The 20,007-nt window shown below is 63.4% G+C and carries 5 protein-coding genes; 4 read left to right on the forward strand and 1 reads right to left on the reverse strand.

The features are described 5' to 3' along the window. The first annotated feature begins 75 nt into the window (after positions 1-75). The 4 genes from gspE to AD666_RS09200 all read left to right on the forward strand — a co-directional run bounded on the left by gspE (position 76) and on the right by AD666_RS09200 (position 17,122). Entirely contained in the window at positions 76-1,494 is a 1,419-nt protein-coding gene (gene gspE, locus AD666_RS09185) for a type II secretion system ATPase GspE (protein WP_053150588.1), read from the forward strand. Continuing rightward, a complete protein-coding gene (gene gspF / locus AD666_RS09190; RefSeq protein ID WP_053150591.1) occupies positions 1,494-2,705 on the forward strand; it encodes a type II secretion system inner membrane protein GspF in 1,212 nt (403 codons plus the stop codon). The genes gspE and gspF overlap by 1 nt, the downstream gene beginning before the upstream one ends. A 400-nt stretch (positions 2,706-3,105) precedes the next feature. Continuing rightward, positions 3,106-4,272: a substrate-binding domain-containing protein gene (locus AD666_RS09195; protein ID WP_053150594.1), complete on the forward strand. Its 1,167-nt coding sequence runs from the start codon at positions 3,106-3,108 to the stop codon at positions 4,270-4,272. Between the two features lie 211 nt (positions 4,273-4,483). After that, positions 4,484-17,122, forward strand: coding sequence for a filamentous hemagglutinin family protein (locus AD666_RS09200; protein WP_053150597.1), 12,639 nt, complete (start codon positions 4,484-4,486; stop codon positions 17,120-17,122). 112 nt (positions 17,123-17,234) lie between these two features. Here the strand turns inward: AD666_RS09200 and AD666_RS09205 are convergent, their stop codons facing one another. Continuing rightward, positions 17,235-19,808 (reverse strand): EAL domain-containing protein, encoded by a 2,574-nt coding sequence (locus AD666_RS09205; protein ID WP_053150601.1) that lies wholly within the window; start codon positions 19,806-19,808, stop codon positions 17,235-17,237. Positions 19,809-20,007: the final 199 nt, after the last annotated feature.

The raw sequence follows: 20,007 nt of genomic DNA on the forward strand, positions 1-20,007 counted from the left end.
GCAAGCTGATAGAGCGCCATCGCGAGCTGGCTTCCCACAGGGGATGTGTGTGGTTTCTCAATTCTGGGTGTGCCCATGAACACTCTCCCATACGCCTGGGCCAAGGCCCAACGTCTGGTGTTGCGCCAGTTAGATACAGGCGCGGTGCTGACGGTGTGTCCTTCCACGCCCGGCTGGTCCATCAGCGAAGTGCGTCGCCAATTCGGCGATGTACGGCTGGAGCGGGTGCGCGAGGAGGATATCGAAGGCTTGCTCAACAGCGCCTATGCCGACACCGGCAGCGCGGCGGCGGTCGTCGGGGCGGCGGAGAACGAGGTGGACCTCGATCGCCTGATGCAGGACATCCCCGAGATCACCGACCTGCTCGATACCCAGGACGGCGCCCCGGTGATCCGCATGATCAACGCCTTGCTGACCCAGGCCGCCCGGGACGAAGCCAGCGACATCCACATCGAGCCTTACGAAAGCCATTCGGTGGTGCGCTACCGGGTCGATGGCACGCTGCGGGACGTGGTATCACCGCGCAAGGCCCTGCACGGTGCGCTGGTGTCGCGGATCAAGATCATGGCCCAGCTCGACATCGCCGAAAAGCGCCTGCCCCAGGACGGCCGCATCGCCCTGCGGGTGGCCGGCCGGCCCATCGACATCCGCGTGTCTACGGTGCCCACCGGCCATGGCGAGCGGGTGGTGATGCGCTTGCTGGACAAACAGGCCGGGCGCCTGCAATTGGAAACCCTGGGGATGGACCCGGCCGTGCTGGGCAAGCTCGATCATCTGATCCGCCAACCCCATGGCATCGTGCTGGTCACCGGCCCCACCGGCAGCGGCAAGACCACCAGCCTCTACGCCGCCCTGGCCCGGCTGGACGCCAGTGTTCATAACATCCTCACCGTCGAAGACCCGGTTGAATACGACCTGCCGGGCATCAGCCAGATCCAGGTCAACGCCAGGATCGACATGACCTTCGCCCTGGCGCTGCGAGCGATCCTGCGCCAGGACCCGGACATCATCATGATCGGCGAGATCCGTGACCTGGAAACGGCGCAAATCGCGGTGCAGGCCTCCCTGACCGGTCACCTGGTACTGGCGACGCTGCATACCAACGACGCGGTGTCGGCCATCAACCGCTTGATCGACATGGGCGTCGAGCCGTTTCTGCTGGCCTCGTCGATGCTCGGGGTGCTGGCCCAACGACTGGTACGCAGGCTATGCCAACAATGCAAGCAACCCGATCCGGCAGCGCCCGGCACCTGGCGACCGGTGGGGTGCGCGGCCTGCAACCAAACCGGCTATAGCGGACGCACCGGCATTCATGAGTTGTTCTGCATCGACGATGACATCCGTACGTTGATACACCAGGGGGCAGGGGAGCAGGCTCTGCGCGCCGCCGCCCGCCAGGCTGGCATGTTCAGCATGCGCGAGGATGGCGAGCGCTGGGTGCGTGGCGGGGTGACAGCCCCTGAAGAAATTCTGCGCGTGACACGGGACGCCTGATGAATCGCTATCGTTTCGAGGCGGCGGATGCCCAGGGCAGGATCGAGTCCGGGCATCTGGAGGCCGACAGCCAGGGGGCGGTTTTCAGCCTGTTACGCAGTCGTGGGTTGACGGCGTTGCAGGTGCAGTTGGAGCGCAACACGCCTCAAGCCCAAGGTGGCGGGCTGTTCGCCGCTCGGCTCTCTGATAACGACCTGGCCTGGGCCACCCGGCAATTGGCGAGCCTGCTGGGGGCGAGCCTGCCGCTGGAAGCCGCCTTGAGCGCCACGGTGGAACAGGCCGAACGCAAGCACATCGCCCAGACCCTGAGCGCGGTCCGTACCGACGTGCGCAGCGGCATGCGCCTGGCCGAGGCACTGGCAGCGCGCCCCCGGGACTTTCCGGACATCTACCGGGCGTTGATTGCAGCCGGCGAGGAGTCCGGTGACCTGGCCCAGGTGATGGAGCGGCTGGCGGACTACATCGAGGAGCGCAACAACCTGCGGGGCAAGATCCTCACAGCGTTCATTTATCCGGGCGTGGTGGGACTGGTGTCGATCGCCATTGTGATTTTCCTGCTCAGCTATGTGGTGCCGCAGGTGGTCAGTGCATTTTCCCAGGCGCGCCAGGATCTGCCCGGATTGACGTTGGCGATGCTCACCGCCAGCGATTTCATTCGTGCCTGGGGCTGGCTGTGTTTCGCCGTGCTGGCCGGCGGGTTCTGGAGTTGGCGCCTGTACTTGCGCAACCCTCAGGCGCGATTGAGCTGGCATGCGCGGGTGCTGCGCCTGCCGCTGATCGGGCGTTTCGTATTGGGGCTCAACACGGCGCGCTTTGCTTCCACCCTGGCGATTCTCGGCGCGGCGGGGGTGCCGCTTCTCAGGGCGCTGGAAGCCGCGCGACAGACGCTGTCCAACGACCGCCTGAGCCTGAGCGTCAGCGATGCCACGGCCAAGGTCCGCGAGGGGGTCAACCTGGCGGCGGCGCTGCGGGTGGAAAAGGTTTTTCCGCCCTTGTTGATCCATCTGATCGCCAGCGGCGAAAAGACTGGCTGCCTGCCACCGATGCTCGAACGCGCCGCGCAGACCCTGTCCCGGGATATCGAGCGCCGCGCCATGGGCATGACCGCGCTGCTGGAGCCACTGATGATCGTGATCATGGGCGGCGTCGTCCTGGTGATCGTCATGGCGGTGCTGTTGCCGATCATCGAGATCAATCAGTTGGTGCAATAAACCTGACCGCGCTTGATGACACGCTCCTCGCCACAACCGTTGTGGTTCAAAAATATTTGCGGTGGTGTGTCAGCTCCCGACCCCCGTCAGCGCCAAACTCGGGTTCCCTGTTCTGTCATTTTCTCAAGGCAAGCAACCGTCCTGCGCCGCCTCCAGCATTTGTCTGTTTCCCGCATTCGTAAAACCCGCCCGAAAGCCCGACCCAGAGCCCTCGAACACCCGAGGAAATCCCCCGAAAAAGAGCCTCATGCTCCCGAGGTTTTTTCCTTTATCTGTCACCGGAAACTGCGAATTTCTAACCCATGGCCTCACCCCACCGCCAGCGGCACAGGACCGAGCGCCATGACGGCAAGAACGCGTCATCCAACCTACGTACGAACACGATGAAAGGAGATTCTTCATGTTTAAGCGCAACGTTCTCGCAGTATCCCTGACCCTCGCCGGCCTCTGCGCCGCTCAGGCTGCCATGGCTGATGTCAACGGCGGTGGTGCTACCTTGCCTCAGCCTCTGTACCAGACTTCCGGCGTACTGACCGCCGGTTTCGCTCCTTACATCGGCGTGGGCAGCGGCGCCGGCAAGGCCGCTTTCCTGAACAACGACTACACCAAGTTCGTGGCTGGCAACACCAGCAAGAACGTGCACTGGGCTGGTAGCGATTCGAAGCTCAGCACCACTGAGCTGAACAACTACGTCACCGCCCACGGCGCTGCCTGGGGCCCGCTGATCCAGGTGCCTTCGGTGGCCACTTCGGTTGCCATTCCGTTCAACAAGACCGGCACTGCCAACGTTAACCTGAGCGTCAACCAACTCTGCGGCGTGTTCTCCGGCCGTTTGACCGACTGGAGCCAGATCACCGGTTCCGGCCGTACGGGCGCGATCACTGTGGTCTATCGCGCTGAAAGCAGCGGCACCACCGAGCTGTTCACCCGTTTTCTGAACGCCAAATGCGCTGAAACCGGCACCTTCGCCATCACCACCAACTTTGCCTCCAGCTACAGCGGCGGCCTGCCAGCCGGCGCCGTCTCGGCCACTGGTAGCCAGGCTGTGATGACTGCCGTGAACGCTGCCCAAGGTCGCATCACTTACATGAGCCCGGATTATGCTGCAACGACGCTGGCCGGTCTGGATGACGCCACCAAAGTAGCCCGCGTTGCCGGTGTTTCCCCAGCCCCCGCCAACGTATCGGCCGCCATCGCCGCTGTTGCGGTTCCTGCCGTCGCCAACCGTGCCAACCCGAACGCGTGGGTACCGGTCTTCGCTGCTACCAGCAACCCTAATGACCCAAGCGTCGTGGCCTACCCAACCACCGGCTACCCGATCCTGGGCTTCACCAACGTGATTTTCAGCCAGTGCTACGCCGACGCCACCCAGACCACCCAAGTGCGCAACTTCTTCAGCCGCCACTACGGTGCGTTGGTTAACAACGATTCGGCGATCACCTCCAACCGTTTCGTGCCCCTGCCTTCGGCCTGGAAAACCGCTATTCGTGACTCCTTCGTCACGGCCTCCAGCGGTCTGAGCATCGGCAACACCAGCGTCTGCAACGCCATCGGTCGTCCGCTGTAAGCCCACGCTTGAGCGACCTGCAATACCTGATCAGCAACGGTGTGAGCCGTTGCTGATTTTTGCGTATGGCCCGTACCAACACAGCCACATGAAATTTTCATGACATCCGTTCGGTCCCGAACGGCTGCAACCGCCTAACCCCTATAACCAACGCTGGCAGCTTGATGGCACTGCGTTGCGCCCCTTAGAGCGAACCGAAAGGATGAGTAGGATGCTGCGCTGCAAACCCCGGATGAACCTGAATGCTTCCCGTCGCGATGGCGAGCTGTCGATGCTGCGGCTCAAGCCGTTGGCCCAGGCCATTGCGCTGCTGATGGTGGCCGGCAACGCCCAGGCGGCTACGGCGTTCAGTTCATCCTGGTTTGCCGCCAAGGGGGCCTCCCAGGCCGCCGGTGCGGGGCGGCCCACGACGGCGCGGCCCGGTATGCCGCCACCGCTGGCCCAACAGCAACGGGCCAATGCGCAGTTGCAGCGTTCGCTGACCAACCTCAACAACACCGTGGCCGCCATCGCCGCCCAACAAGCCGCCCAGGCAGCGGGGCGGCAAGCAGCGTTCGGGCAGGTGCAGGTCGTGCCAGACGGCTTGGGCGAGGGAGGACTCAAGGTCGACAACAGCCTCACCCAAGGTTGGCTCAACGCCAAGGGGCCGAAACAGACCCAGGCGGGTGGCAAGACCACGGTGACGATCGAGCAGACCGCCGACAAGGCGATTCTCAACTGGGAAACCTTTAACGTCGGGCGCAACACCACAGTGGATTTCCAGCAGCAAGCGGACTGGGCCGTGCTCAACCGGGTCAATGACCCTCAAGCCCGACCCAGCCAGATCCAGGGCCAGATCAAGGGCAATGGCACGGTCATGCTGGTCAACCGCAACGGCATCATTTTCAGCGGCAGCAGCCAGGTCAACGTGCGCAACCTGGCGGCGGTGGCGGCCAATATTTCCGATGAACAGTTCAGTCAGCGTGGCTTGTACGTCGATGCCACCGGCACCCAGCCGACCTTCACCGACGCCGCCGGAAAGATCGAAGTGCAGCAAGGCGCGCAAATTGAGACCCACCGCGCCGCCACCTCCACCGCAGGCGGTGGCTATGCCTTGCTGTTGGGCTCGGAAGTGGAGAACGCCGGTTCCATCATCACCGCCAAGGGCCAGACCACCCTCGCGGCCGGCGACAGCTTCTACATTCGTCGCGGACAGGGCACCAGCGGCAACCTGCGTTCGACCACCCGTGGCAATGAAGTCGCGACGTCACTCAAACCGGGCAGCAGCGCCGGCACCGTGATCAACAGTGGCCTGATCCAGGCGAGTACTGGCGACATCACACTTACCGGGCACCGGGTGGAGCAAAACGGCGTGGCCGTCGCCAGCAGTTCGGTAGACACCCGCGGCACCGTGCATTTGCTCAACGCCATCAGCGACGGCACCGGCAGCGTGACCCTGGGGCAAGGCAGCGCCACCGCCGTGCTGCTCGACGCCGCGGGCGGCAGCGCTCTGGACAGCCAACGCAACGCCGGGCCTGCTGGTCTGGACGGTACGCCGAACAATTTGATCACCGGCCAGTTCAACAACCTCAGCAGCGTGGTCGACCGCTCCGATCAGTCGCGGGTCGAGATCGTCAGCGGTGGCAGTGTCGACTTTCAGAACGGTTCCATCACCCTGGCCACCGGCGGGCAGGTTGCGGTCAGCGCCGCCGGTCGCAGCCTGGTGCGCGATGGCGCGGTGATCGACGTGTCCGGCGCCATCGGGGTCAAGGTGGCGATGGAATCCAATTCCATCAAGGTCAACGTCCAGGGCAACGAACAGCGTGACGCTCCGGTGAATCGTGAGGGCGGCAAACTGACCAGCAATGATGTGTGGGTGGATGTGCGCGATCTGGTCTACGTCCCGGCGGGCACCAACGGCTACGCCACTGACCGCTGGTACACGGCGGGTGGTCTGTTGGAGGTGGGCGGTTATCTCGGCACCCGTGGGCATAGCGTCGGCGAGTGGGCGGCCCAGGGCGGTACCCTGACGTTTACCGGCAATGACGTGGTGACCCAGCAGGCGGCGCAACTGAACCTGTCCGGCGGCACCCTGGATGTGCAGAGCGGCTACTTGCGCCAATCCTGGCTGAAAGGCGCCGATGGCCGTCTGTATGAGCTGTCCAAGGCGCCGGGCGACATCCTCTACACCGGCATCTACAAAGGTTACGAAGACCATAGCCAGCGCTGGGGCCAGACCGATTATTACTACAACCCGCTGATTGCCCCGCGCGAGCGTTTCGAGGCGGGCTACACCGTAGGCCGCGATGCCGGCAAGCTGGTGGTGTCGACCCGCAACGCCGTGCTGGAAGGCCAGATCGTCGGCGAGGTCTACCAGGGCGAACGCCAGACCCAGGCGCCGAATCTCAACCTCGACGGTTATCAGCAGTCGCAGAACGCCGTGGCCCGTCGGGCTCAATTGTGGGTGGGCAGCTACACGCCGATCTACGACAAGACCAACGGTGTGATCAATAGTGGTTTGAACCCTACGTTCGACCAGGTCACCTTCGGCAAAGTCTCCGACAAGATCGCCGCCGGCCTGGACCTGACCTCGGCGGTTGGCTCCGACCGGCAAGGCAAGCTGGTGCTGGACAATGAATTGCTCAATGGCTTCCAGCTCGGCGCGGTCAAGGTGGCGGCGGGTGAAGGCATCAAAGTCAATGGCGCACTCAAGGTCGCCGACGGCGGCGACATCACGCTTTATGCACCGCAGGTCGAGGTGAATGCCGACCTGACGGCCCGCAGCGGTCGCATTGCCTTGGGTAACGTGCTCAAACAGATCAGAACCGATAATTTCCAGATGGGAGACGTCACCCTTTCACCCGCCACGGGACAGCGGGCGATGGTTACATTGGGCGAAGGCGTCAAGCTGAACACCGCCGGGCGCTGGAGCAATCTGCTGCTCGACGACACCGACCGCCAAGGCCTGCCGTTCATCAACGGCGGCACCGTGTCCGTGCGCAGCAGTGGCGATATTGATGTGCAGCAAGGCAGCCTGATTGACGTCAGCTCCGGTGCTGCCGTGATGGCCGATGGCAAGACTCGCGGTGGCAAGGGCGGTGACCTGACCTTGACCGCGAGTACCGGCGCATCGTCCGGTAACGGCGACTTGAACCTCGAAGGTGAACTGCGCGGTACCGGCGTGAGTGGCGGCGGGACCTTGAAGCTGGCGGCCAGCAAAGTGCTGATCGGCAACAGCAGCGCGCCGCTTGACCCTGGCACTCTGCAACTGGACGGCGATTTCTTCGACAAGGGTTTCTCGGCCTATGACATCACCGGCAACGAAGGCCTGACTGTGGCCGACGGGACCCGGGTAGATGTGACGATGCCGGTGTACCGTGTTGGTGAGCAGGCGTTGGTGACTGGCAGCGACGCGGAGCCAGGCGCTGCCTTGCAGCGCTGGACGCCGGAGCTCTACCAGGAAGACGCGATCAAGGGTGTGCTGACCCAGCGTCGCGGTGCGAGCCTGAGCCTCACCGCCGGCACCGCGAACTCCAGCGCCGCCGACATGGCCAGCACGGTATTGAGCCTGGGCAAGGGCAGCGTGATCAGTGTCGATCCGGGCCAAGGCATTGATCTACGCAGTATTGGTCAATTGACCGTCAACGGCACACTCAACGCATGGGGAGGGCGGGTCAGTCTTACCGAGTTGAGCGTCAATGATACGGTTCGCGATCAGGTCAATGCCCAGGGTCACGGTCGTTCCATCTGGCTGGGCGAGCAGGCGCTGATCGATGTCTCCAGCCGGGCCGTGACTGCCCGGGGCATGCGCGGCCAGACCTACGGCCTGGTGCGCGATGGCGGGCAGATTGTCGTCGGCGGCCAGATCGATGCCGCGAAAGGCTCGACGTCGGCCTCCGAGCTGTTTGTGGTGGTGCGCGACGGTGCCCGTCTGCAAGCGGATGGCAGCCAGGCCGTGCTGGATGTTCCGGGCCAGGGTCGCACGTTGGTAGCGAGCAATGGCGGCAGTATTTCCCTGGCGTCGGCCAATGGCCTGTATCTGGACGGTGCGTTCAGCGCCCGTTCCGGGGGCGGCGGGGCGGCTGGGGGCAGTCTGTCGGTAGCACTGGAAACCCCCTATTACCTGAGAAGCGCAGTCAATGACCGAGTGTTGAACGTGCGTGAGCTGGTTCTGAGGCAAGTCGCCCAGGCAAGCTCGCTGAGCGATTCGGCTGAAACCTCGGCGGACTCGTTGGTTTATGGTCACGGCCAGCTGGGTATCGATCAAGTCCGGGGCGGTGGTTTCGACAGCCTGTCGTTGTTAAGCAACGGCCTGATGAGTGTGGATGGCGACCTCTCGATATCCCTCGGCCAAGGCCTTGCCTTGTACGCCCGCAGTTTTGGATTGAGTGCAACCGCGCCCGCCAATACCCGGGTCGAGCTCAATGCCCCCCATGTGTTGCTCTCTACCGCGACAGGGCTGGCGAGCACTCGACCGAGTTTTGATCCTTACACCCGGCCGGTGGTCGAGGGCGGCGGGGTATCGCTATTGGCGAACAAGGCGGTGTTTTCTGTGAACGCGGATCTGCTCGATGTGCAAGGCAATGTGATGTTCAGCAGCAAAGGCACCGTGAGGCAGGCCGATGGCAGCACGGTTGAGCTTGAGCGGGCAGGTTTCGATCAGGTCCAGCTAAGCAGCCGGGGTGATATGCGTTTCCTGGCCGGGTTCTCCGGCAACGATATGCCTGAAGGTTTTACTACCCAATTACTGACGCCCTCGGACATGCTTTTGCAGGCGGCGCAACTGTATCCGGCAACCGGGGTAGGGGCACGGATATTGGCGGGATATGGTTGGGGAACTGAACCCGATAGCAGCACCAGGCTCTATGACCCGACGCGTAGCCTGGTCATTGGGCGTACCACCCAGGTCACACCACAAGTGCCTTATTCCGTATTCGGTCGCCTGCAATTAGGCAGCGCGAAGATCGAACAGGGTGGTGTCGTCCGAGCACCCTTGGGGTTGCTTGAAGTCGGTACAAACAGCGGGGAGGGTATATCGGCTCGGGTAGACCTGTTGCCGGGCAGCCTGACGTCGGTCAGTGGCCTGGGCCTGGTCTTGCCTTATGGCGGCACGGTCGACGGACAGAGTTATCAGTACGCTGGAAAAAAGGTTGTGTTGCTGGGACAAGGAGCGGTGCCCTCCGGCAACGGTGACCTGAATATCGGTGTGATTCTCGGCGGCAAGTCGGTGGCGGCCGAGGAAGGCTCGGTACTCGACCTCTCGGGCGGCGGTGAATTGCTCGGCGCCGGTTTTATCTCAGGCCGGGGCGGCTCCACCGATGCGCGTTTCAATCCGTTGGTGCAGATTGGCGTCAATGGCGGTTTCACGTTACCGGGGCTGTCCAGCAATCCGGTCTACGCCATCGTGCCGGGCAATCAGAGCCAATACGCGCCGGTTGCAGCCGAAGGGGGGGCGGTGGATCCCAGGGTAGGTCAGCAGATCACCATCGGTGCCGGTGTGCCTGGGCTGGCTGCCGGCACTTATACCCTGATGCCGTCCACCTATGCCTTACTGCCGGGGGCGTTCCGGGTCGAGGTCAATGGCTTGGCGGGGCAGGGCGCCACGACGGGCGCGCAACAGATGCGCAATGGTTCCTGGACCACCTCCGGAGTGTTGTCGGTGGCCAACACCGGGCAGCGCAACAGTTTGTCCAGCCAGGTCATTCTGACGTCGGGCGATGTGCTGCGCCGTTATTCGCAATACAACGAAACCAGCTACGCCCAGTTTGTGCTGGCCGATGCCGCTCGCCTGGGCGTGCCTCGGGCAATGCTGCCCGTGGACGCCAAGACATTGAAATTGAACCTGGCAAAGGGCGCGGGGGATCAGGCGTTTTCCTTCAACGGCACAGGCAAGTTCGCGCCTCAGACGGGGGGCTACGGCGGTACCGTTGCGGTGGTGGGGCGCGCCGGGAGCGCATTGGAAGTGGTTGCTGATGGGCGTGGGGCCACGGCCGGCTTCGACGGCGTGACCCTCAATGCGGGAAGCCTCAATGCATTGAAGGCTACACGCCAAGTGATTGGCGGCCAGTTTTACGTTGACTATGGCCAGGGAGGAAACTACATCACGCCGCAAAGGGTGTCCCGCAGTGTTGCGTTGCGTGAAGGTGCGATCCTGTCGGCGCCTGAGGTATTGCTCTTGGCCGACGGCGGCGAGCTATTGGTGGAGCAAGGCGCAGCCATCAACACCATCGGACAGGGCAAGGCCGCGTACGATGCACGCGATGGCTTTATCTATAACCTCAACGTGAAGAACCAGAATTACAACATGCTGGCGGCCTCCAACGGCGTGCTCAACGTGTTGGCTCCGCAGTCGGGTGCTACAGGATCGGTCAATATTGGCGGGTGCAGCCTGACACCGTGTAGCGGCGTGACTCGGATTCACTCCGAAGGCAGCATCGTTGCCGCCTCCGGCAGCAGCCTGGCGTTGGACGACCAGGTGCGTTACGGCACTCGTCACCTGACCCTGGCTCTGAGCAATATCAACGTCGGCACGGTCCAGGCATTGAGCGATGCAGCGGGGCGCAATGTATTGCCTGCCGGTCTGACCCTGAGCCAGACGGTGCTCGATCGCCTGTTGCGCGGCGACACTCAATATGGCGCTCCGGCCCTGGAAACTCTCGAACTGTCGGCCAGTCAGGCGCTGAATTTCTACGGCACCGTCAGCCTCGACACCTATGATTCGACTACCGGCAAGTCACGCCTGAATAACCTGATGCTCAGTACCCCGGCCATTTATGGCGCGGGCAGTGCCAGCGACGTAGCGACCATCCGGACCGCCAACCTGGTCTGGAACGGTGCCGTCGGCGCGCCGGGTTCGGTGATTGCAGGCGGAGCCGGCACCGGCGCCGGTCGCCTGGACATCCAGGCCCAACGCATCGAGTTCGGCTACGGTGCGTTTGCCCAGCCCAGCTCGCTCACCACCCTGGACCGCCTGGCTCTGGGCTTTGCCAACGTCAACCTCAGCGCCAGTGAACGCCTGACGGCCAACCACAAAGGCAGCCTGGCGGTGTATCAAAGCCAGGGGGCCTATGACGCGAAAACAGGTTTCTCCTACAGCGGCGGCAATCTCAATATTCTTACTCCGTTGTTGACCGGCGAGGCCGGTTCGATCAACCGCATCACCGCGGGTGGGGCGATCAACGTAGCGGGTACGAGCGCTAAGCCGGGCACCGTTTCCGGGCTCGGTGGCGAGTTATCCCTCAAGGGTGCCAGCCTCAACCTGGCCAGTGCGGTGGTGTTGCCCAGCGGCAAGTTGACCCTGGGCGCGACCGATGACCTGACCCTGGCCGATGGGGCGTCGATCGACGTAGCCGGTCGCGGGGTCACCTTCAACGATGTCACGCGCCACAGCGCCGGTGGCGAGGTAATCCTGCAAAGCCGCAACGGCAACATTCGTCAGGCCAGCGGGTCGAGCATCGACCTCTCGGCCCGCAACAATCAGGCCGGCCGGCTCAGCGCCGTGGCCCTGGATGGGGCGGCGGGGATGGTGGACCTGCAAGGGCGAATCCTGGGCAGCAGCTCGGGCGAATATGACGCCGGCGGCACCGTCATGCCGTACCTGGCTGGCGGCGTGGAAATCCAGGCCCAGCGTCTGGGCGGCGGTGGCAGCCTCAGCGAGCAGTTCGCGGCGTTGAACCAACGGTTGAACGATGGGCAGGTCTACGGTTCCCGTGGTTTCCAGCTTAAACAGGGCGACCTGGTGATCGGCGACGGGCTCAAGGCCTCGACCATCAGTGTGTCGGTCGACAACGGCAATCTGTTGGTCAACGGCAAGGTAGACGCCAGTGGCGAGCGGGTTGGCAGCATCCGGCTCGCGGCGGGGCGTTCCCTGACCCTGGGCGGCAACGCGGTACTCGATGCCCACGGCAATCGCCTTCGGGTGGACAGCTACGGCAAGATCATCGATTCGCCAAACCGTGCCATCGTCGACCTGACGTCCCGCGCCGGTGTACTGACCTTGTCCGATGGCGCCCGCATCGACCTGCGCCATGGCATTGCGGCGACAGCCGGCCAGCATGACGGTCGCGCCCGTGGCACCCTGGAGCTCAATGCCCGCCGCGCCGGCCCGGATGCCACCCACGGCGACATTGCCATCGACGCCAGTGGCAACCTGGACATTCAGGGCGCGCGGTCCATCGCCGTCAATGGTATGTGGCAGTACAGCGACGCGGAATATGGCAGCGATCCGGCGGCCAGCGGACGCCCTTATCAGGTCATCGACCAGGCATACCTGGACCGCAAGCATCAGGACAGCACAGCCTTCATCAACGCGGCGCTGGACAACGACGATTTGATGCAACGCAAACTCGCCGGCCTGAACAATGCCCGTTATGCCAACGCGTTCCACTTGCGACCCGGCGTCGAGATCGTCAGTGCGACCGCCGACGGTGATCTGGTGGTGCAGGGCGACCTGGACCTGTCCGGTTATCGCTATGCGAGCGTCAATCCGCACACGCAGAAAACCGCCGTGTACGGCTCCGGCGAGGCCGGTGCGTTGACCCTGCGCGCCGGGGGCGACCTGAGCATCTACGGCAGCATCAACGACGGTTTCGCACCACCACCGGCCACGCAGGATGACAAGGGCTGGGTGTTGCTGCCCGGCATCGACTTCACGGGGGGCGACATCGTCGTACCCGGCGCCGGCGTGACCCTGGCCGAAGGCACGGCCTTCCCGGCGGGGACCACGTTGAACTACGACTTGCCGATCAAAGGCGTGACGTTGGCAGCGGGTACCCGATTGCCGGTGGCGGCGATTCTCGAACAGCCACTGGAGCTGCCCGCCGGCACCGTATTGGCGGCCGCCGTGCATGATGCCTCGGGCAATCTGCTGTTTGCCGCGGGCACCTTGCTGAACCAGGCCCAGACCCTGCAAGCCGGCTCGCAACTGGGGGCCGGCAGTGTATTGAACGGGCCCACTGCGTTGCTCGGCTTCACCTGGCCGAAGGGCGTTGCGTTGCCCAACGTGGCGGACGCGGGCAATGCACAGAGCAATATTCTCAGGCTGGATCGCAGCCTGGCACTGAACCGTGGTTCGCTGATCCCGTCCGGTACCGATGTGAAGTTGCCCGATGGCGTCGAGTCGATCCAACTGCGTCCTGAAATCGCCGGCAGCCAGGGGCGGATGTGGGCCGTCGCTCCGATGCTTGCCGAGGGTTCGCAGTCCTGGTCGCTGCGGTTGGTGGCCGGGGCCGATACGGCAGCGGCGGACAGCCGGATCGTCCAGCCGGAACCGGTGAATGGCGATTTGCGTTTTGCCGACAGTCATTACGGCATGTTCGGTAAGCCGGTACCGGCCAAAGGCGTTTTCATCTGGACTGAAGCAGGGGTCGCAGAGCTTCTGAACGCCGGGGTCACTGTCGAGCTTGGCGCACCCATCGACGAGGAAATCGTAGGCGCCTTCGGTTACGCCTCGGTCGATGCATTTTGTGCCGACCTTCCGTTCATGTGCGCGCAGCAATCTTCCTACAAGTGGACTGAGGCAGCCGTGGAGGCGCTGGCGGGATCCGGTTATGACGTCAAGGCAGGGGCCCCGATCGATGCGTCGGCTGCCCAGTTTTTCGGGTTCGATTCGGTCCAGGCGCTTTGTGAATATGCGCCAGAGCTGTGTGCGGCCCTCGGCGTGGACTACAAGCTGGTCGCCGGCAGTACCCGCCCGAGTGTCATCCGCACCGGCACCGGCGACCTGGAACTGCTCAGCGGTGGCAGCCTGCGCATGGACTCGTTGTTCGGCATCTACACCGCCGGCACTTCGTCGGCGCCGACGTTCCCGGGCGATCCCTACAACCAGCCCAAGGCATTGGGCAGTAGCGGCAAGGTACTCAACGACGAAAATGGCAGCTACGAAAAACTCGTGGATGGCGGCACAGAGAGCATCTATCGCGCCTGGTATCCGGATGCGGGCGGGAACCTGTTGCTCAAAGTCGGTGGTGATCTGAGCGGCAACTTGACCGCGCCCGCCGCCACCCCTGTCGGGCGACCGAACCCTGCCGACATCGGCCAGGACTCGGCCAATGTGGGCAACTGGCTCTGGCGCCAGGGCAACGGTGATCCGGTGAACGGCCAGCCGACGGCCTGGTGGATCAATTTTGGCAGCTATACCGCGTCGACAGAGCCAGGGGGCGCTGATCAGATGGCCGGTTTCACTGGCTTCGGGACCCTGGGCGGCGGTGATCTGGACGTACAGGTGAAGGGGGACGCGGGGGTGTTGCACCGGCTCGCCGGCAGTGACTTCAATCCAAACATCACCCCCCGCAGCCAGGGGCTGCTGTTGGCTGTGGGCAGCACGGGTCGCGTAGGCGCCGATGGCAGCCTGCAACTGACCGGCGGCGGTGATCTCAATCTGCGGGTGGGCGGTGCTTTGAATCCAGAAAGCCTGTTCGTGAACGGGCATCTCAACGGTGCGGTCATCAACCTGCGGGGCCACGCGCAGATCGATAGCGGCGCCATCGGCCGTATTGACCTTCAATACGGCAATGCTGCCTCCGCACAGTCCCCAGGAGAAACGCGAGCCTACGACTCCTTCAAGTCCACACGAGGATTGGCTACCGGTGGGCTGACCCTCATGCCGGGCGATGCCACCTTCGATCTGGCTACTTCGGGCGATCTTGTCGTGATGGACGTTGCCGACCCCGGTCGTGCACCGATGATGAGCGCCTCTCGCTTCAAGGACGGTGACAGGAACGGGTCGGGACTGAGCTGGTTCACGCTATGGACGGCCAATACCGCGATCGACTTGTGGTCGTCCGGAGGTAACCTGACACCTTACACCTCTAGTACCGCAACGGATCTGGCGGTGGTCTACCCATCGATCCTGAGAGCCGTGGCGGCCGGTGGCAGCCTCTACTATGGAAAGTCGTCAGTGTTATATGAAGCAGGCTACAGCGGCGACAATCGCCCAGCCCTGCTGCTTGCTCCGGGCATCAACAGCGAGTTGCAATTCCTCGCCGGCGATTCCATCTACGGCGGCGACATGTCGGTCAGTCGTTCCGGTGCCGCGTCGTCTGCCTTGGCGACGCCATTTCGTCCAGCCTATGTCGCTTCAGTCGATGGGGGCATCAGTATCCAGGTCAGCAATCTTTCGGCCGATGGTAATCCCGTGGTCCTCAGCAGGAACCAATTGCCGCTGCTTGCTTTCGCCACCAGCAGCGCCTCCAGCGAATGGGCTGCCAATGTCGATCCTGCCCGCTTCTATGCGCTCAACGGTGACCTGCTGGCGGTGACCACTGGACGGACGATGACATCCGTTCCCACGGGCAAGTGGCCGGGGCGAATTGCATACGAAGGCGCCGGAACGGTCCGGATGATGGCTGGGCGAGACATCGTCAGCAGCGGGATACCGTTGGGCGGATCGCGCAGTGATGACCTGGAGGCGGGGAATTACACCGTCGGTGGCAATCTCTTCATCCACAACAACCCCACCGACATCTCCATCGTCTCGGCCGGGCGCGACATCCTCTACAGCCACTTCAACGTTGCCGGCCCCGGCCTGCTGGAGATCACCGCCGGGCGCAACATCCTGATGGAGGACAAGGTCAGCATCACCAGCCTCGGCGCCGTGGTGCCGGGGGATTCGCGCCCCGGCGCGAGCCTGGTGCTGCAAGCCGGCGCGGGCCTCAATGGGCCGGATTACGAGCGCTTCGTCAAGGCGTACCTGGACCCGGCAAACCAGGCCCTGGCTGGTGTACCGCTGGCGAGCCAGAACGGTAAGGTCGCCAAGACCTATGAAGCTGAATTGGTGGATTGGCTGGAGCAGCGCTTCGGCTTCAGCGGCGACAGCGAGCAGGCCCGTGCCTATTTCGCCGCGCTGCCGGCCGAACAGCAGCGGGTGTTTGCCCGCGATGTGTACTTTGCCGAACTCAAGGCCGGTGGGCGTGAGTACAACGAAGTCGGCGGCGTACGCCAGGGCAGCTATCTGCGCGGCCGCGAGGCGATCGCGCTGTTGTTCCCGGACAAGGACGTGGCGGGCAATGCGATCACCTACAAAGGCGACATTACGATGTTCGGCGGGGCGGGTGTGCACACCGATTTCGGCGGCAGCATTCAGATGCTCACCCCGGGCGGTGGCCAGACCTTCGGCATCGAGGGCAACGCGCCGCCGTCCACCGCAGGCGTCATTACCCAGGGTGAGGGCGATATCCAGTTGTATGCGCGCAACAGCATCCTGCTGGGGCAGAGCCGGATCATGACCACCTTTGGTGGCTCGATCCTGGGCTGGTCGGCCCAGGGCGATATCAACGCCGGTCGCGGTTCGAAGACCACCGTGGTCTATACGCCGCCCAAACGGCTGTACGACACCTGGGGCAACGTGACCCTGTCGCCGTCGGTGCCGAGCACCGGTGCCGGTATTGCTACCCTCAATCCGATTGCCGAGGTGACGCCCGGCGATATCGACCTGATCGCGCCGTTGGGCACCATCGATGCGGGCGAGGCGGGGATCCGGGTGTCGGGTAACGTGAACGTCGCGGCGCTGACCGTGGTGAACGCCGCCAACATCCAGACCCAGGGCAAATCCACCGGCGTGCCGCTGGCCGCCACGGTGAACACGGGAGCGATCACCTCAGCCAGTTCGGCGGCGTCCTCGGCGACCCAAGCGGCGGAAGAGGTCGCGCGCCAGCAACAGTCGGCGGCGCGGCAGAGCCAGGCGTCGGTGTTCACCGTGCAAGTGGTGAGCTTCGGCTCCGAGCAACTGGCTCCGTCCCGCGACGGCGCCAGCCGCGAAACGCCCAGGGCCTATGATCCCGCCAGCCCCGTGCAAGTGCTCGGCGCCGGCCCTCTGGACGAACAGACGCGGCAGCGCCTGACCGAGGAGGAGCGGGGGCGGTTGAGTTTGTGAACAGGGCTGTGGTGGCGTTGGCTGTGCCGCCGCCATCGCGGCCAAGGCTAGCTCCCACGGAGGCTCGGCGTCGTGCAGAAGATGTCTGGATGGGGGACCATCATGGGAGGGGTTATAGCCAGCGGGGCGTGGTGAAGAACGAGGCCATTTCCTTTCGAGCCAGGGCGGAGCCAAAGTAGGGGCCCTGGACATGGTCGCAAGCCACGCTGCGCAGTTGGCTGAATTGCCGGGCATTCTCGATGCCTTCGGCGGTGACCATCAGGCCGACGCTGCGACTCAGGCGGATCATTGCCAGGACGCCTTCCCGGTCGTGTTCCAGACCGAGTTGCGAAAGGATGTTGCGATCGAAGCGGATGCCATCGAACGGCTGGTTCAAGACCTCGCGAAGGGAGGCAATGTTGGTGCCGAACTTATCGATGTTGATCCGCACGCCCAGGTCTTTGAGGGCGTGCAGGGTCGCGGCGACGGTCTTGTGGTCTACCAGCAAAATGCCTTCGGCCACTTCCAGGATCAATCGATGGGGAGCCAGGCCGCTGGCCTCCAGGGTCGTTTGTACCTGGTTGAGCAGGAAGCCGCTGCTGAACCACTTGGGTGAAACCGCGAGCGAAACGCTGACCGGCATTGGCCAGCTTGCTGCTTCGTCACAGGTATTGGTCAATATCCATGTGCCCAGCTCTTCCAACTGGCCTGAAGTCTCGGCAACGGGGATGAAATCGGCACCGATCAACTCGCCTTTTTCGGGATGCTGCCAGAATATCTGGGCTTCGAAACCATGCAGTTGCTCGGCGTTCACATCGAAGCGGGGCAGGTAGCGCAGCTCCAGCTGATCCTGCTGCATTGCTGTACGAAGTTGCTGTTCGTACCGACGACGGTCCCGGGCCACGTGGCCCATGGCTTCCACGTATACACGCCAGGTGTTGCGGCCGGCGGCCTTGGCCGCATACAAGGCGATGTCGGCCTGGCGCAGCAGTTCGTCGGCACGGTTTTCTCCGGGATGTGACCAGGCAACGCCGATGCTCACGCCCAGGTACAACGTGTTCCCGTCCAGATGCATGGGACGCTGCATGCAGGCGATCAGGCGTTTACACAACTGGTCGAGGTCCTGCGCATTGCCCGGCTCCGGCATGACGATGACGAACTCATCACCCCCCAGGCGCGCCACCAGATCGGTCTCGCGCACGTTCTGCTGGAGAATATGCGCCACCTCTTTCAGTACCTTGTCCCCCACGGCATGTCCCAGGGAGTCGTTGACCGGCTTGAAGCGGTCCATGTCCAGGTTCAGCACGGCCAGCGACCTGCCGTCGTCCGGATCCAGGTGTTCGCTGAGGCAGTCGAACAACCGGTTGCGGTTGGCGAGCCCGGTCAGAGGATCGTGCAGGGAGAGATGCCTGATCTGCGCCAGTGCTCGCAACTCCTCGGTAATGTCGGTGGCCGTGCCTCGAAAGCCCAGGGCGCCGGCCTCGATGGCGCGTACCGAAAGCTTACAGGTGCGTATGCGCTGGTTGTGTGCGGTGTATTCGCACAGCAGCGGAGAGGATGAGGTGTTGTTCGCGCCACCGAGCAACCATTGGGCGATGGAAATGGAGCCGCCGTGGGGGTGCAGCAACCTGTGCAGGGGTTTGCCCAGCCAATCGCCGGGGCTGAAGCCGGTCACCTGCTCGAAGCGCTCCGAAAGGTAGGTCAACGTCCCGGTCGAATCGACTTCCCACAGCCAATCGGATGACACTTCGGCAATGTCACGGAAACGCTCTTCACTGCGCTCCAAAGCCTTGCGGTGGGCCAGCAGGCTGTCGTATTGGCGTTGCTGGGCACGCAGCATCATCAGGGCGTGGCGCAGGACGGAGAGGGCAAGGATCACCAGGATCAACAGCGCCACGGCCAACAGTGGTAGCAGGACCTTGCGCAAATCGTTGCCAGGGGTCTGCGGTCGCCAGGCCAGGGCCTCCTGCGTCCGGTCATCCAGCAATACCTGAGCGGTATCGCTCGGTCCAGGCGTCCTGGCGATATGGGCGTCGGGCAGGGCGAAGTCCCATGCAAGGTCTTGCAAGGCTGCTGGATCGAGGACTTTCACGAACAGCAGCAGGCTGGGCGGGCCGGGAATTTCGGACACGCTGTTGTCCGTACCAGTGGTGATGGCTGACGCGGCGACGAATGCGGGCGCACCGTCGTGATGGGCCATCTCGACAACGACCTCATCGCGATTTTCCGGGGCGCTGGCTTTTTTGCGCAGTGCACGCAGATCTCCCACCAGCCAACTATCGGCATCGACCTGGCTCACTTTTCCGTCGATCACTGAATAAACGGTCTTGCCGGTCGGGGAGAGGACAAACACGGCTTGGTAGCCGTAGAGCGAATAAACGCTGCTGCCGACGTTTTCCTGGTCATAAGCCCATTCCTTGTCCATTTCGACATGCAGATGCCGGTAGGCGTCGCTCCACTTGGAGTAGTCGCTCAGGTCGCGACCGATGCCGGTACGGATGCCCTCGATGGCCCGTTGGGCGAAAAACAGGCTTTGTTCCCGCGCCCGCTGATCCTGGGCACGGGTGATGTTGAGCAGCACACCGATCGCCAGCGCGGACATGACAAACAGCAGGAGCATGATGGCCGGGAAGGTGCGTCGAGTGAAGCTACGGGTTGGCAATCCCGGGGCCAGGTCGGTGGAGTGGTTGCCAGCATCTTCGGTCATAAACAAGCCATCAGCTAAAACGCAGAATATCCCGCATGCCGTGGTATCGGCTGACCGATCGATTTACTTAGGCATTAGCAAGCATGAGCCCTGGCTTGTATCGCAGTGTGTACCGGGGCTGCGCCGATACATCTACTTGCCTTCCCCTTCATCGATGACACAGCCCGGATACACGCCGCAGATTAACTACGCCAGCCAG

This window comes from Pseudomonas sp. Pf153, assembly GCF_001269775.1.
Lineage (GTDB): Bacteria > Pseudomonadota > Gammaproteobacteria > Pseudomonadales > Pseudomonadaceae > Aquipseudomonas > Aquipseudomonas uvaldensis.